Annotated in this window: 14 protein-coding genes; 5 read left to right on the top strand and 9 right to left on the bottom strand. The window is 60.1% G+C overall.

Going from position 1 to position 15,781, the window contains the following annotated elements; translation table 11 throughout:
- Window positions 1-154 precede the first annotated feature (154 nt).
- The gene (locus tag AC4IHP_RS00195) at window positions 155-805 is read left to right on the top strand and encodes a hypothetical protein (protein WP_042609002.1); all 651 of its coding nucleotides are present in this window, start codon (window positions 155-157) and stop codon (window positions 803-805) included.
- A gap of 125 nt (window positions 806-930) precedes the next feature.
- Here AC4IHP_RS00195 and AC4IHP_RS00190 read toward each other — a convergent pair whose 3' ends face one another.
- The 3 genes from AC4IHP_RS00190 to AC4IHP_RS00180 form a co-directional block, all read right to left on the bottom strand.
- Window positions 931-2,457: a SulP family inorganic anion transporter gene (locus AC4IHP_RS00190; protein ID WP_125927300.1), complete on the bottom strand. Its 1,527-nt coding sequence runs from the start codon at window positions 2,455-2,457 to the stop codon at window positions 931-933.
- A gap of 90 nt (window positions 2,458-2,547) precedes the next feature.
- Window positions 2,548-3,276, bottom strand: coding sequence for a carbonic anhydrase (locus AC4IHP_RS00185; protein ID WP_016772323.1), 729 nt, complete (start codon window positions 3,274-3,276; stop codon window positions 2,548-2,550).
- A gap of 237 nt (window positions 3,277-3,513) precedes the next feature.
- Window positions 3,514-4,572, bottom strand: coding sequence for a PA0069 family radical SAM protein (locus AC4IHP_RS00180; protein WP_490830593.1), 1,059 nt, complete (start codon window positions 4,570-4,572; stop codon window positions 3,514-3,516).
- A 234-nt stretch (window positions 4,573-4,806) separates the two neighbouring features.
- Here AC4IHP_RS00180 and AC4IHP_RS00175 point away from each other — a divergent pair, with 234 nt between their 5' ends.
- On the top strand, window positions 4,807-5,109 hold the full coding sequence (locus AC4IHP_RS00175) for a hypothetical protein (protein WP_490830592.1): 303 nt from the start codon (window positions 4,807-4,809) through the stop codon (window positions 5,107-5,109).
- Window positions 5,110-5,168: 59 nt separating this feature from the next.
- Here the strand turns inward: AC4IHP_RS00175 and AC4IHP_RS00170 are convergent, their stop codons facing one another.
- From AC4IHP_RS00170 to AC4IHP_RS00160, 3 genes are read right to left on the bottom strand one after another with little or no spacing between them, the layout of a single operon-like run.
- On the bottom strand, window positions 5,169-6,470 hold the full coding sequence (locus AC4IHP_RS00170; RefSeq protein WP_490830591.1) for a c-type cytochrome: 1,302 nt from the start codon (window positions 6,468-6,470) through the stop codon (window positions 5,169-5,171).
- A 12-nt stretch (window positions 6,471-6,482) separates the two neighbouring features.
- Entirely contained in the window at window positions 6,483-8,267 is a 1,785-nt protein-coding gene (locus AC4IHP_RS00165) for a GMC family oxidoreductase (protein WP_460122651.1), read from the bottom strand.
- A 2-nt stretch (window positions 8,268-8,269) separates the two neighbouring features.
- Complete coding sequence (locus AC4IHP_RS00160) at window positions 8,270-9,016, bottom strand: gluconate 2-dehydrogenase subunit 3 family protein (protein ID WP_490830590.1); 747 nt, start codon at window positions 9,014-9,016, stop codon at window positions 8,270-8,272.
- A 279-nt stretch (window positions 9,017-9,295) separates the two neighbouring features.
- Between AC4IHP_RS00160 and AC4IHP_RS00155 the strand changes: the two genes are divergently transcribed.
- Window positions 9,296-9,943 (top strand): phosphatase domain-containing protein, encoded by a 648-nt coding sequence (locus AC4IHP_RS00155; RefSeq protein WP_490830589.1) that lies wholly within the window; start codon window positions 9,296-9,298, stop codon window positions 9,941-9,943.
- Window positions 9,944-9,947: 4 nt separating this feature from the next.
- On the opposite strand, the gene AC4IHP_RS00150 is transcribed toward AC4IHP_RS00155, so the two are convergent.
- The 3 genes from AC4IHP_RS00150 to prlC all read right to left on the bottom strand — a co-directional run bounded on the left by AC4IHP_RS00150 (window position 9,948) and on the right by prlC (window position 14,453).
- Window positions 9,948-11,975, bottom strand: a complete 2,028-nt coding sequence (locus tag AC4IHP_RS00150; protein ID WP_490830588.1) for a M3 family metallopeptidase — start codon at window positions 11,973-11,975, stop codon at window positions 9,948-9,950.
- Between the two features lie 112 nt (window positions 11,976-12,087).
- The gene (locus AC4IHP_RS00145; RefSeq protein ID WP_016772316.1) at window positions 12,088-12,378 is read right to left on the bottom strand and encodes a YheV family putative zinc ribbon protein; all 291 of its coding nucleotides are present in this window, start codon (window positions 12,376-12,378) and stop codon (window positions 12,088-12,090) included.
- Complete coding sequence (prlC, locus tag AC4IHP_RS00140) at window positions 12,375-14,453, bottom strand: oligopeptidase A (protein ID WP_490830587.1); 2,079 nt, start codon at window positions 14,451-14,453, stop codon at window positions 12,375-12,377. The genes AC4IHP_RS00145 and prlC overlap by 4 nt, the downstream gene beginning before the upstream one ends.
- A 62-nt stretch (window positions 14,454-14,515) precedes the next feature.
- Between prlC and AC4IHP_RS00135 the strand changes: the two genes are divergently transcribed.
- Window positions 14,516-15,061 (top strand): gamma carbonic anhydrase family protein, encoded by a 546-nt coding sequence (locus tag AC4IHP_RS00135; protein ID WP_490830586.1) that lies wholly within the window; start codon window positions 14,516-14,518, stop codon window positions 15,059-15,061.
- 28 nt (window positions 15,062-15,089) lie between these two features.
- On the top strand, window positions 15,090-15,740 hold the full coding sequence (locus AC4IHP_RS00130; protein ID WP_463537261.1) for an HAD family hydrolase: 651 nt from the start codon (window positions 15,090-15,092) through the stop codon (window positions 15,738-15,740).
- Window positions 15,741-15,781 lie beyond the last annotated feature (41 nt).

The following is a 15,781-nucleotide window of genomic DNA, read 5'->3' as shown; positions in this document are numbered from 1 at the left end:
GCCCGAATGGAGAAGGATGCAGACGAGTGGTGGCGAATGGATATAACGCAGCTGCATCAAGGATGAAATAATTATGACAAATGCGTCTTAGCGTTTTTCGTAAGCCAGCTAAGTTATGTCTTCCTATTTCATTGCCTTGTTTCCTGGAGTTTTCATGAACACCGCCGCATTGCGCGAGCAGATCCAAAAAGCCCAACAGCACGAAAAGGACACCGGCCTGCTGACCCGTCAGCTGGAAAGCAAGCTGCCTCACCTGCACCCGGCGATCCAGTTGCCGGAAGCCGACGCCCAGGGCGTGCTGACGCGTTTCGTCGCCGCCTACATCGATGAAGTACCTGACCTGCTGGATGCAGCCAATGAAGTCGCCAGGGAAGCCGGCATCGAATCACAGATCAAACCGGTGCTGAAAATCGCCGAGCAGTATTTCCTCCAGCCGCCGGCGATCATGGCCGGGCACGTCGGCCTGGACAGCCTCCTCGACGAAGCCTATCTGGCGCACCGTTTTGTCGAAGAGGTCAACGACCTGTACATCAAGCATTTCGGCCAGCCACTGATCCCCTTGGACATGACGGTCGCCAACCTGATCGCTCACCAATTGATCGGTGAGGAATTCGCCAACCAACTGGACGAAGCGGTGCATCACGCCATCGACGAGATGCTCAACGACGAGAGTTTTGCTCTGGAGTCGGTCGAAGCCTATCGCGAAAAACTCAGCAGTCCGGATACCGGCGCCGCTTGGAAACGCTGGCCGTGCATGAGCCGCCGCTTGGGTGTGGGGCTTGAGCTGGATCAGCCTGCTGCCTGAGTCATACACAATCCAATGTAGGAGCTGCCGCAGGCTGCGATCTTTTGATCTTGTTTTTTAACAATCAAGATCAAAAGATCGCAGCCTGCGGCAGCTCCTACAGGGGTCGAGTTCAACCCGAAGATTTAACCCGCCGCACCAATTCCGGTATTGGTCCGCACCCGGCCTTCCAGCCTGCGCTTCAACCCACGCGATTCGATCAACAGCTTCGATCCCTTCGCCGCATTCGCCCGGCCCCATTCCTCAAGCAACTCGAGACACGAATGGTCGATGTAGCTCAGGTTGTTGAGCGGCACATGCACCGTTGTGCCGTGAGGAATGCTGCCCAGCACCTGGGTCAATGCCGGTACTTTGAGGAACGTCGCCGCGCCGACCAGACGCAATTCCATCTCGCCGTCCTGCGGCAGGTCGATCAGGCTGATCTTCAGGCGCGAAGCCTTGAACGCCAGCTTCAGCATCGTCAGACCGAAGCCGATCAGCACACCGGTGAGCAGGTCAGTGAAGATGATCGCCAGTGCCGTGGCAGCGTAGGTGAACATCGGCATCCGCCCGTACCGACCCAGACCACGGAAAGCTTTCAGGTCGACCAGTTTGAAGCCGGTATACACCAGCACACCCGCCAGACTCGCCACCGGAATACTTTGCAGCACGCTCGACAGCAACAGCACGAATGCCAGCAGCCACAGGCCATGGAAAATCGTCGAGTAGCGTGTGGTCGCACCGGCCTGAACGTTGGCCGAACTGCGTACGATCACCCCGGTCATCGGCAGCGCGCCGACCAGACCGCAGAGCATGTTGCCGACACCTTGCGCCGACAGCTCACGGTCGAAGTCCGAACGCACGCCGCTGTGCATGCGGTCCACCGCCGCAGCGGAGAGCAGGGTTTCGGCACTGGCGATAAACGCCACGGCGAACGCGGCGATCAGCAGCGTCGGGTCGGCCAGATTCATCAGGTCGGCCGGCTTGAGCCAATCGATCGCCTCCGCCAGATTCGCCGGTACCTCGACGCGTTTGACCTGCAACGCCAGCATCAGGCTCGCCACAGTCGCCAGACCCACACCGAGCAATGCGCCTGGAATGAAGCGCAGCGAATGCGGGCGGAATTTTTCCCACAGCCACATCACCGCAATCGTCGACAAGCCGAGCAGACCCGCCTGCCAGCCGAACGATGGCAAGGCTTGCGCTACGGCCGCCGGGAACGCCGTGAGGTTGTCGAGCCCGGAAGGCTGCGGCTTGGCATCGAGCATCACATGGATTTGCGAGAGCACAATCAACACGCCAATGCCCGCGAGCATGCCGTAGACCACCGCAGGCGCCGTGACCCGAAACCAGCAACCAAGCTTCAGGCGCCCGGCGACCAGTTGCAGAAAGCCGGCGAGCAGCAGGATCGGCCCGAGCATCTCGATGCCATGCTGGCGCACCAGCTCGAAAACCAGCACCGCCAGACCCGCCGCTGGACCGCTGACCTGCAACGGCGAACCCGCCAGCCAACCGACCACCAGACCGCCGATGATGCCGGTGATCAGACCTTTTGCCGGCGGCAGCCCTGAGGCAATCGCGATGCCCATGCACAGCGGCAGGGCGACCAGAAACACAACCACGGAGGCGAGCAGCTCCCGTGGCAACACAGCTTTCAATTGAGCCGCACGCATGGCGATTCTCCCGAAGTTTTCTTCAGGCGTGGCGAGGCCGGGCCGCTGAATCAGCGGCCGGCGTCATACCACACAGATTGTTGGGAAGATTTAGAAGCGCGCTTTGGGCGTCGCCACAGGAATCGGATGGCTGCCGTCGAGAGGCAGGAAACGACCCTGGTCCGCGTCGTAAGCTTTGATTTCGCTGGTTTCGATGTTGTAGACCCAGCCATGGATGAACAGATGACCGTTCGCCATGCGCGAGGCTACCGAAGGATGGGTACGCAAGTGCTGCAGTTGGGCGATGACGTTTTCCTCGGTGAGGATCGGCATGCTGTCTTTTTCGTCGGTGCAGTTGCAGTTGTCGTGCACCATGGTTTTCGCGACTTCAGCGTGGCGCAGCCAGGCTTTGACCGTCGGCATTTTTTCCAGGCTGTCGGGGTTGAGTACCGCGCGCATGGCACCGCAATCGGAGTGGCCGCAAATAATGATGTGTTGCACGCCCAGCGCCAGTACCGCGTATTCGATCGCGGTGGAGACGCCGCCGTTCATCTGACCGTAGGGCGGCACTACGTTGCCGACGTTACGGGTAACGAACAGATCGCCCGGTGAGCTCTGGGTGATCAGCTCGGGAACGATGCGCGAGTCGGCGCAGGTGATGAACATCGCCTTGGGCGCCTGAGCGGTGGCGAGCTTCTTGAACAGTTCTTCCTGCTGCGGAAAAACGTCATGGTGAAAGCGTAAAAAGCCATCAACGATCTGTCGCAGTGCTGCATCGGCGGATTGTGCTTCAGGGCTTTGCGCCGAGGCAGCCAACGACTGTTTATCCTTGTCACTCATGATTCATCCTCTTGTGCGGATTCAGGGAGTCTTCCCCGGTATTCCGGTATGAAGCCAGTGGCTGTTTAAACCATCCGGGTCATCCCGACCCGTCAGTCACTCGATGAACAAGGTAGCCGCCGAAACTTAACTGAAACTGAATCAAACGCTCTAGAACGTGTGTTCCAGGTCACAAAAAACGTGACCGGCGTGTTTCGGCGGAAGGATTCCAACCCGTCAACCCAAAGCCAATTGTCGCTAAATCAACGACATCTGGCGACCCGGCGGACAGAAGGCCGTGCAGTCGAGGTTATAGCCCTCGCGTTTGTTCAGGCCAAGCTTTTTGATGGCCTTGGCAAATCTTTGTGCGAGCAGGTCGGCAAACGGCCCTTCACCGCGCATCCGCGCGCCGAATCGGCTGTCGTAGAGTTCGCCGCCGCGACTCTGGCGGATCAGGCTCAGCACATGGGCGGCACGTTGCGGATAGTGCGCCTGCAACCACTCCTCGAACAGCGGCGCAACTTCCAGCGGCAGGCGCAGCATCATGTAGGCAGCGCTTTGCGCACCGGCAGCATGGGCCTCGGTGAGCAGACTTTCGATTTCGCTGTCATTGATCATCGGAATCATTGGCGAACACAGCACGCCGACCGGAATCCCTGCTTCACGCATCACCCGGATCGCACGCAGGCGTGCCTTGGGCGCAGCGGCGCGGGGTTCGAGGATGCGTTTGAGTTCATCATCCAGCGTGGTCAGGCTGATCATCACCGCCACCAGCCGTTGCTGCGCCAGCTCCGTGAGCAAATCGAGATCGCGCAGAATCAGCGAACCTTTGGTGACGATGGTCACCGGGTGGCGATAGCGCAGCAGCACTTCTAGGGTCTGCCGAGTGATTTTGTATTCGCGCTCGATGGGCTGATACGGGTCGGTATTGGAGCCGAGATTGATCGGCGCACATTGATAGCCGGGTTTGCTCAGCTGTTCCTCGAGGACCTGGGCGGCATTGGTCTTGGCAATCAGCCGGGTTTCGAAATCGAGGCCCGGTGACATGTCCCAATAGGCGTGGCTGGGCCGTGCATAGCAATAGATGCAGCCGTGTTCGCAGCCGCGATAGGGATTTACCGAACGGTCGAAGGGCAGATCCGGCGAGGTGTTGCGGCTGATGATCGATTTGGCCTTCTCGATAATCACTTCGGTGTTTTGCGTCTCTGGCACTTCCTGATACCAGCCATCGTCCTCGGCCACCGAACGACTCGGCGCAAAGCGGTTGTGCGGGTTGGTTGCGGTGCCGCGACCGCGGGGCGGAACTGGGATGTTCATCGACGAGCCTCGATTCTGTATATGCATACAGTATCCGAGGGCGCGCGCTGTGATCCAGTACCGTTCAGCGATGCTCTGCGAATAGTGATACCGAACAGAGTTTCACTAACCATTTTTTATCAGACCGCGACAAGTCAGGATACAGATGCCTAATTGCTGAACTCAGGTCCGCTATATAGGCTCTGGAACTACCGGCGACAGACTCCGGGCAACTAATTAAAAGGATTTGATTGAATGTCTTACTTGAATCAACGCGGTGTTTTCCTGCAAATGATGCAGCCGAGTATCACCGATTCCAACACTATTGTTTCGCTGCAACTGGCGCGCAAGGAGCTGGGCTGGAACGCAGAGCAACAGCTGTCGAGCGAAACGCTGGTCGATTCGATTTACGTCGTGGCGGTATCGGCTGACAAGGGCAAAACGTTCACCATTCGTACTGACAAGAAAGATGTCGATGGCGACGGCGATATCGATAGCGACGACAAGGCAAAGTTGATCGCGTTGGCTAAAGCTTATGTGGATATCATTAATCCGTAATAGTTACACATTCATAAATAAAGCCCCTGCATGAATACAACATGCAGGGGCTTTATTTTTTAGTTGTGTTGAGTGACCTGACCGAGATCATCGCCAGAAGTGCTTTGCATATCTTCGCTGCGCAGATGCGCAACGTCCTTGGCGCTGACCGGCGCACCCTTGTTGCCCCAGCTGCCACGAATGAAGCTCACCACATCCGCGACTTCCTGATCCGACAGGCGCCAGGCGAAACCGGGCATGGTGAAGGTCGATGGCGCGGTGTGCGTTGCCGGCAAAGTCCCGCCCTTGAGCACGATATGAATCAGCGAGGTCGGATCGTCGGTTTGCAGCACCGGATTGCCCGCCAGCGCCGGGAACACCCGGGTGTAGCCATGGCCATCGGTGCGGTGGCAGGCCGCGCAGTTGTCGATGTACACCGACGCGCCGCGTTGGCTGTCGTCACCGTTCCACAGCGCTGTGGCCACTTTCTCGTCGTACTGATGCGGCTGATCCGCCGGGTCATTGGCCGGTAGCGATTTGAGATAGCGGGCAATCGCGGTGAGGTCGGCATCGCTCATGTACTGCATGCTGTGAGTCACCACATCACTCATACCGCCGAATACTGCGCTGCGATCGCTGCGCCCGGTCTTGAGAAACTGCACCAATTGTTCTTCGCTCCAGCTGCCGAGGCCATCCTTGTGATCGCCGCGCAGGCTCTTGGCGATCCAGCCTTCGAGCGGCGCACTGCCAGCAAGGAATTCGCTGCCGTCCGCCGCGCTCAGGGCTTTTTCCTGCATGGTCAGCGCGCGCGGGGTGTGACAGGCGCCGCAGTGCCCGAGGCCTTCGACCAGATATGCCCCGCGATCGATTACCGGATCGGCCGACGTGGCCTGGTAATCCTCGATCTTCGGCGCAAACAGCCAGCGCCAGCCCATCAGCGGCCAGCGCATGCTCAACGGCCACGGGATGTCGCTGGCCTTGTTCTCCTGCGCCACCGGTTCGACGCCGTGCATGAAATACGCGTACAGCGCTTGCATGTCGGCCTCGTTTACCCGCGCATAAGACGGATACGGCATAGCCGGGTACAAGGTGCTGCCGTTTTTGGCCACACCGTGGCGCACCGCCTGATCGAAGTCCTCGAAGCTGTAATCGCCCAGACCGGTCTTGTCCGGGGTGATGTTGGTCGAGTAGATCGTGCCGATCGGCGTTTCCATCGGCAGGCCGCCGGCGAACGGCTTGCCGTCCTTGGCCGTGTGGCAGGCCACGCAGTCACCGGCGCGGGCGAGGTATTCGCCTTGTTTGATCAGCTTCTGATCAACGTCGGCCGCATAAACTGCCGTGCTGCCGAGCAGCGCGAGGGTGGCGATAACGAAAGTTTTCATGGTCATCGCTCCTTAAGCCTGCACCAGCGGGCCGGGGTTTTTCAGGTATTGCTCGCGGATCGCTTTTGCCGACCAGTAGGTCAGCGCCGCCACCAGCCCGGTCGGGTTGTAGCCCAGGCCCTGCGGGAACGCCGATGCGCCCGGGACGAATACGTTGTGCACGTCCCAGCTCTGCAAATAGCGGTTCAGGGCGCTGGTCTTCGGATCGGTGCCCATGATCGCGCCACCGTTGAGGTGGGTAGTCTGGTACGAGGCGGTGTTGAAGTGGTCGCCGACTTGCTTGCCGATGACTGCAATGGCTTTCGGGCCCATGGCTTGGGCGATCTTGCCCATCTTCTCGACCATGAAGCGGTTCATCTTGATGTCGTTTTCCTGCCAGTCGAAGGTCATGCGCAGCAGCGGCAAACCGTAGGCGTCGCGGTACACCGGATCGAGATCGAGATAGTTGCCACGGTAGGACTGATGCGCGCCGTGGGCGTCCATTGACACCTGGTGGGTGTAGTAATCGGCGGTCGCGCGTTTCCACGCGCTGCCCCAGGCCGGTGTGCCCGGCGGGTTCGAGGTGCCGGCAATCGGTCGACTGCCGGCCTGGTTGACCCACATCGGCGAGCCGCCGACGAAGCCGTGCGGGCCATGATCGAAGTTGTCGGCGTTGAAGTCGTCCACCGCCACGCCATTGCCGCCAGCGCCGATGAAGTTGTTGGTGTGGGTGTCTTTGTCGAAGAACGCCTTGATGGTGGCCATGTTCTGGTAAGCGAAGTTACGCCCGACCACGCCTTCGCCGCTGATCGGGTCGTAGGGTTTGCCGATTCCGGAAAGCAGCATCAGACGCACGTTGTGCAACTGAAAGGCGCCGAGAATCACCAGGTCCGCCGGCTGCTCGATCTCGCGGCCCTGGCCATCGACGTAGGTGACGCCGGTGGCTTTGGACTTGCTGCTGTCGAGGTTGACCCGCAGCACATGGGAGTTGGGCCGCAGTTCGAAATTCGGCAGAGGCTTGAGCGCCGGCAGAATGTTCACGTTCGGCGAAGCCTTGGAATACATGTAGCAAACGTAGCCGCTGCAGAATCCGCAAAAGTTGCATGGCCCCATTTGTGCGCCGTAGGGATTGGTGTACGGCCCGGAAGTATTGGCGGAAGGCAGGTTGTAGGGTTTGTAACCGACTTCTGTAGCCGCCTTGCCGAACAGCTGTGCGGACACGGTGTTTTTCTGCGCTTGAAGCGGAAACGGATTGGAGCGATCCGCCGCATAGGGGTTGCCGCCCTTGCCCTGACCGACCAATTGGCCTTTCACCGTCCACGCCTGGCCGGAGGTGCCGAAGACTTTTTCCGCGAAGTCGAAAAACGGTTCCAGCTCTTCATAGCTGACGCCGAAGTCCTGGATGGTCATGTCCTTGGGGATGAAGCTTTTACCGTAGCGTTCTTCGTAATGGCTGCGCATGCGCAACTCGATCGGGTCGACGCGAAAGTGCACGCCCGACCAGTGCAGACCGGCACCCCCGACGCCATTGCCCGGCAGGAACGCGCCCAACTGGCGGTTGGGCAGGGCGATGTCGTTGACGCTGTGGCGAATGGTCACCGTCTCTTTGGAGATGTCCTGAAAGAGCTTTTTCCGCACGCTGTAGGTGAGTTCGTCGATCACCTGCGGATAGTTGCCGTCGGGGTAGGTGTCCTGCATCGGCCCGCGCTCCAGCGCCAGCACGTTCAGACCCGCCTCGGTGAGCTCCTTGGCCATGATCGCGCCAGTCCAGCCGAAACCGACGATGACTGCATCAACCTTCTTCATTACCGTTGCCATGCTTACGCCCTCTCGCCGCGAATCGATACTGCCGGGAAGGGGTATTGCTCGTTGCGTTCCACCCAATCCATGAAGTCGGCGCGGGCGCCGGGGAAACCGATCATGGTCCAGCCGACCATGCCTTTGTTGCCACCGTGGATCGGGTCGCAGAAGAAACCTTCCTTGGTGTTTTGCAGCAGCAGATTGAAGAAGATCTTCGCTGGCACCGCATCGAACTGCGGTTTGCCGGCTTCAAGTTGCTTGAGCAAATCGTCTCGGGTAGCGCTGTCTTGCTCGGCAAATGTTTTACCGCTCAGACCTTTTACCCACTGATCCGTGGCAGCGATGCCGAGGCGGTAGATTTCTTTGGGCACCAATTTGCTCTGCCAGCCCATTTCCGGAGCAGCGTCGGCATTGAACGGGCCTTGCATGTACCAGAGGGCGCCGGCGGCATACGGGGTGTTCATCTGTCGGTCGATGTATTCCGGCACGCCGGCTTCGAGGGCGCCGGGGCCTTGCGCATCGTTGGGGATCAACTGCGCGACGGCGGCGTTGATGAACGCCCATTCTTCGGCGTTAAAAAAGCTCGGCTGATAATCACCAGCGCCAGCAGCAGCCGGTTTTGCTGCGGCAGGCGTCGGTGCGTTTTCAGGGGCGGCTTGCAACACGCTGCTGCCCAGGCCGGTACCGGCAAGCGTGACCACCGGAATCAGGGTCAGGGATTTGCGCAAGAACTCACGGCGCGGGTTGTCTCGATCTTGATCAGACATGGGGGCACCTCATCAGGCATAGAAGTCAGCCGCTTCTGCGAGCAGCTCGAGGAATTTTGCGTTGCGATAACGAGTGTCTGTCCCGGCCAAGGGCGCCACCTCTGCAACATCATGTGACAAATGGTAGCAGGCTAAGCATCAAGAAAAACCGTTTTCCTGGAAAAAAGCCCGGTGAGGCGCCGATTCACGTTTCTTTGACGACCGGCTCACGGCGCGTTGACCGCTCAAAAGCGAAGCTGCAATTCCTTCAATGAAGATTGCCGAAACGGTCAGCCCAGCATGTCTCGAGTGCGCTTTTTCCCCGCGTTATGTTTTTCGCTTGTTGCCCTGTTGCATGGAATTGCCGCCCGGGCGGCCGACGCCACGGCATCTCGCCCGGCCGAGTGGGCGCAACCGGTCGAGGCGCAGTTCAACCTGTTCCGCATGTCACCGACGCTGTATCGCAGCGCCTTGCCCAGCCGCAGCGCGGTGCCGCTGTTGAACGATCTGCATGTCGTCACCGTAATCAACTTCCTGCCTGACGCTGATAGCGACTGGCTCTCTGTGCCGGGAATCAAGCAGGTGCAACTGCCGTATCGCACCAATCACGTCGACGACAGCGATGTGCTCAAGGCCCTGCGCGCGATTCAGTCCGCTGAAGCTGATGGCCCGGTGCTGATGCACTGCAAGCACGGATCTGACCGCACCGGACTGATGGCGGCGATGTACCGCGTGGTAGTGCAGGGCTGGAGCAAGGAGCAGGCGCTCAAGGAAATGACCGAGGGCGGCTTTGGTGACAGCCAGCATTTTCACGACAGCGTGCGTTATGTGATGCAAGTCGACGTCGACCGATTGCACGAGGCGCTGGTCAATGGCGAATGCAGCACCAGTGCCTTCGCCATGTGCTCGATGAAGAGTTGGTTCGACTCGGCGCACGTCCAGCGTTGACCGCTCAGTCTGGCAGCCCGGCGAAGAGCTCAGGGTTGATCGGCTGGCCGAGAAAGGCTTGCAGCGCTTCGGGCAGCGACTTCTTGTCACCCGAAAGCAGTGTTTCGCGCAGGTCGCGGCCGGTTTTCTCATTGAATACGCCTTCTCGTTCGAAGCGTTTGAATGCTTCGCTCGCCAGCACGCCTGACCACTTGTATGCGTACAGCGAAGCTTCGTAACCGGTCGCCAGATAGTCGCAGCTGTTGGCAAAGCGGCATTCTGCTGGCAACTGCAAGTGCGGGAACACGCCTTGAACCTCATCGAATACCTGCTGAACGCTGCGCCCGTCGCCCTGACTGCGGTGCAGCTCGAAATCCAGCAGCGCGCTCATCAGCAGCATTGCCGTGTCTCGACTGCGCTGAGCGCCGAGAGCAACCAGTGCACGGTTGATCTGCTCTTCGCCAAGACGCTCGCCGGTTTCGTGATGCGTGCCCAGCCAGCGCAAAAATTCCCCTGACCGCGCCCAGTGTTCGAAAAGTTGACCGGTAAATTCGGCCGCGTCGCGGCTCAGTTGCGATATGCCTGACAGGTTGTAATGGGGCGAGCGCGTCAGCACGTGATGCAGACAATGCCCGAACTCATGCAGAAGTACGCGCAGATCCTGGTGAGAAAGCAGATCAGGATGGCCGGCAGCGGCAGCGGTGAAATTACTTTGCAGCGAGGCTATCGGCAGTACCGGCCGGCCTTCGGCAGTGATGCGTCGATTGCGCAGCACACCGGTCCAGGCGTAATCGCTGCCGGTTTCACGATGGAATGGGTCGATGTAGATAAAGCCGATCGGCTGTCCATGCTCACTGACCTCGAATAGTCGAACCTGGTCATCGAAGCGTTCGCCCTGCGGGTCCTCCACAATGGTGATGCCAAACAGATGCTCGCCGAACCGGCACAGGCTGCGCAGAGTGGCATTGAGCGGGAAATACTGGCGCAGGTCACTCAGCGCCTCGTCCAGTTGCTGCAGGCGCAACTGTTCCGCTAGGAAGTCCTGATCCCACGCCTGCAGCTGCTCGATGCCCCGCTGGCGAGCGAAGACTTGCAGCTCTGCGGTGTCGCGCGCCAGTTGCGCGGCATTGAGCGCGATCTGCCGATGCAGGAAACGGCTGACCTGATCGGTATGCGTGGCCATGCGGTTGTGCAGGCGCAATTGGGCGAAATCGTCGAAACCCAGTAACTTCGCCTTCGCATGGCGAGCGATCAACAGCCTGGCCAGTACTGGCTCATTGTCGAAGCGCCCGGCCGTGGGCCCCTGATCCGAGGCACGGGTGTAGTAAGCCTTGAAGTACTCCTCGCGCAATGCGCGGTTTTGTGCGCGGGTCATGATCTGTTCGAAAGTGTGCTGATTCAGCGTAAGTCGCCAGCCGGACAGCCCAGCCTGTTTAGCGTTGGCAGCCAGATGCGCTTGCACATCGGGTGTCAGCCCTTCCAGCACGGTCTGATCGTCGATCTGCTTGTACCAGGCGGAGTTGGCTGCGGCGAGGTTGGCCAGGAAGCGTTTTTCCTGCAGGCCGATGTCCTCGTTCAACTGTGCCAGCTGTGTTCGCTGCGCTGCCGGCAACTCAGTGCCGGCCAGACGAAATCTGCGCAGGATCTTCGCCAGCGCGGTTTTGCGTGAATCATTGAAACTCGCGGCAATCGAGCTCTTTGCCAGCCGCTGATAGGTTTGGAGCAACGCCCGATGACTGCTCCTCGTTGCGCTGAAGCGTTCTGCGGTATTGCCGCTCAGTGCGCTCTGCAATAACCAGTCGGCGTCGTCGGAGTGGATCACTGTCAGGAACTCGATGATCGCCATGGTTTCCGCCAGGCGCGCGTCGGCTTCATCAATGGCAATCACCACGTCGTCCCAATTGGGATGATCGACCTGAGTGGCGATGACGTTGTCGATAATCAGCAGGTTGTCGGCAACGATGTGCTCGACCGCCGGCAGCAAATGCTCGGCGCGTACTGCCGACCAGGGCGGCAGCTGCCAGTGTTGCAGGAGGGGATTGGTGTCAGGCATGGCGTCTTCCATGAAGAGGGCTGGATTGGCCAGCCTAATCAGGAAGCGCAGGGGCGCGGTGGTAGATAGTTACCGCCGCCTGCCGACGGTCATCGGCAGGCGGCGGTAATTGTCACTGCTGCTCGTCGGGCTTTTTCTTCAACTTGGGGTTGGGGAAGAACTGCACGGCCTGAACCTTTTTATCGGCGGCAGGCTTCAGCGCGCTGGTGTTGACCCGCGTGCCAAGCTCTTTGGGCACCGACAGGCCCTGCTCGTTGAGGGTGTCGGAGTAACCGCAGGCCACGCATTCGCGGTGTGGCACGCCGTCCTCGTTCCACATCATCAGTTTGTCCGGCTCGCTGCACGCCGGGCAGACCGCCCCGGCGATAAAGCGCTTCTTGGTGATCACAGGGCCGTCACTCATGCTGCCGCGTCCTCACTCAGGCCGCTGTGGCGCAACAGCGCATCGATCGAAGGCTCACGGCCACGGAAGTCGACGAACAGCACCATTGGTGCCTGCGAGCCGCCGCGCGCCAGAATCGCTTCGCGGAACGCCCGACCGGTGTCAGCGTTGAGCACACCGTCTTCCTCGAATTTCGAGAAGGCATCGGCGGACAACACTTCGGCCCACTTGTAGCTGTAGTAACCCGCCGCGTAACCACCAGCGAAGATGTGCGCAAAGCTGTTGGGGAAACGGTTGTAAGCCGGAGGACGCATCACCGACACCTCGTCACGCACGCCCTCGAGCACTTGCGCCACGCTGCGGCCATCGCCGTGGGTGGCGTGCAGTTCGAAGTCGAAGAGCGAAAACTCCAGCTGACGCACCATCATCAGGCCGGACTGGAAGTTCTTCGCCGCGAGCATTTTTTCCAGCAGGTCCTGCGGCAGTGGCTCACCGGTCTCGTAGTGGCCGGAGATCAGCGCCAGGCCTTCCGGCTCCCAGCACCAGTTTTCCATGAACTGGCTCGGCAGCTCGACCGCGTCCCAGGCCACGCCATTGATGCCGGATACGCCTGCGTGTTCAACGCGGGTCAGCAGGTGGTGCAGGCCATGGCCGAATTCGTGGAACAGTGTGGTCACTTCATCGTGGGTCAGCAGCGCCGGTTTGCCGCTGTCGGCCGGGGTGAAGTTGCACACCAGATTGGCCACCGGGCTTTGCAGCACACCGTCGACGGTGCGACGACGGTCGCGGGCGCCGTCCATCCACGCGCCGCCACGCTTGTTGGCGCGGGCATACAGGTCGAAGAAGAAGCGGCCGACGTGCTGGCCGTTTTCCTTGATCTCGAACAGGCGTACGTCCGGATGCCAGGTGTCGAAGCCTTTCTGCTCGGCGATCTCGATGCCGTACAAACGCTGGACGATGGCGAACAGACCGCTCAGGACTTTATCGATCGGGAAGTAGGCACGCAGGGTTTCCTGAGCGACGCTGTAGCGCTGCTCGCGAAGTTTTTCACCGTAGAAACCGCTGTCCCAGCTTTGCAGGTCGGCGCAGCCCTGTTCGGCGGCGTAAGCGCGCAGCTGTTGCAGATCCTGCGCGGCGAAAGGCTTGCTGCGCTGGGCCAGATCGCGCAGAAAGCTCAGCACCTGATCGCTGGATTCGGCCATTTTCGTCGCCAGGCTCAGCTCGGCAAAACTGGCGAAGCCCAACAGTCGGGCCAGTTCCTGACGTAGATCGAGGATCTCCTCCATCACCGGGCCGTTGTCGTTCTGACCGGCATTCGGGCCTTGATCCGAGGCGCGGGTGCAGTAGGCGGCGTAGACTTCTTCACGCAGCGCGCGGTCTTGCGCGTAGGTCATCACCGCGTAATAGCTGGGAAATTCCAGTGTGATCAGCCAGCCGTCGAGGCCTTTGGCCTGGGCGGCGGCAGCCATTTGCGCCTTGGCCGAATCGGTCAGGCCGGCGAGGGCGGCTTCGTCGGTGACGTGCTTGGTCCAGGCCTGCGTAGCGTCGAGCAATTGGTTGGAGAAACGGCTGCCCAGCTCGGACAGTTTGCTCTGCACTTCGGCGTAACGTTTCTGCTCGGCTTCCGGCAGATCGATACCCGACAGACGGAAATCGCGCAGGGCATGTTCCAGAATGGTTTTTTGCGCGACGTCGAAATTGGCAGCTTCCGGACTGTTGGCCAACGCTTCATACGCCTGGAACAGCTCGCGGTTCTGGCCCATCTCGGTGGAGTAGGCGCTCAGCGCTGGCAGGCACGACTCGTAGGCTTCACGCAATTCGGCGCTGTTGCACACGGCGTTAAGATGGCTGACCGGGCTCCATGCCGCACCGAGACGATCGTTGAGTTCGTCCATCGCCAGCACCAGACCGGCCCAGGTCGGGTTCTTGCGCTGGGTCTCGAGAATTTCGACGATGGCGGCGCGGTTGTCCGCGAGGATGGTTTCGATGGCGGGCTGGACGTGTTCGGCACGGATCGTGGAGAACGGCGGCAGGTCGTAGGACTGCAAAAGAGGGTTGTTCACGCTCACGGTTGGCACCTTGGCTGGAAGAAACATGCGCCCATCTTAATTACAATCGACACTCACCGCAGCTATCGGCGACAGAGAGAGAACTAATCGTGTCCCTTCGCAAATATCAGAATCACACCCCCCGCTTGAGCAACGGCGCATTCGTCGACGGTTCGGCGGTGGTGATCGGCGACGTCGAAATTGGCGCAGACAGCTCGGTCTGGCCGCTGACGGTGATCCGTGGCGACATGCACCGCATCCGCATCGGGGCGCGCACCAGCGTGCAGGACGGCTGCGTGCTGCACATCACCCACGCCGGCCCGTTCAACCCGGACGGTTTTCCACTGCTGATCGGCGATGACGTGACCATCGCCCACAAGGTCATGCTGCACGGCTGCACCGTTGGCAATCGCGTGCTGATCGGCATGGGCAGCATTGTCATGGATGGCGCCGTGGTCGAGGACGACGTGATCATTGGCGCTGGCAGTCTGGTACCGCCAGGCAAGCGTCTGCAGAGCGGCTTTCTGTATGTCGGCAGCCCGGTCAAGCAAGTGCGCCCGCTGACCGATAAGGAAAACGCTTTCTTTACGTACAGCGCGGCGAACTACGTCAAGCTCAAGGACCTGCATCTGGCCGAAGGCTACGACCAGCTCTGAATTGCCCTACACCAGCTCAGGAATTTCCATGCATTACCAGACCGTACTGTTCGACCTCGATGGCACCCTGACCGATCCGCGTGAGGGCATCACTCGCTCCATCCAGTTTGCCTTGGCCAATCTCGGCATCGACGAACCGGACCTGAGCAAACTGGAACACTTCATCGGCCCGCCGTTGTTGCAAGCGTTCATGCAGTTTTACGACTTCGACGAGGCCAGGGCCTGGGAAGCGGTGAATTTCTATCGCGAGCGCTTCAAGGTCACCGGCCTCTACGAAAACCGAGTGTTCGACGGGGTTACGCCGTTGCTGGAGACCTTGAGCGGGCAAGGGCGGCAGTTGTACATCGCCACCTCCAAACCGTGGGTGTTTGCCCGCGAGATCGCCCGCCACTTCGACTTCGCCCGCCACTTCAAAGTGATCTACGGCAGCGAACTGGATGGCACGCGGACCAACAAGGTTGAGCTGATTGCGCACCTGCTTGAGGAAGAACGCCTGGACCCGGCGCAGACACTGATGATCGGTGACCGCAAGCATGACCTGATCGGCGCGCGCAGCAATGGTCTCGATGCAGCGGCGGTGGGCTATGGGTTCGGCAGCTTCGAGGAGTTGAACGCGGAGGCGCCGGCTTATCACTTCGAGACGCTGGATGCGTTGCATCAGGCGTTTTTGCAGCGCTGATGAAATAGCCTTCGCGAGCAGGCTCGCTCCCACAGAGGCAC

Source organism: Pseudomonas sp. UF-293 (assembly GCF_058245595.1).
The sequence above is the reverse complement of the archived record's forward strand: the minus strand, read 5'-3'. Positions and strand labels throughout refer to the sequence as shown.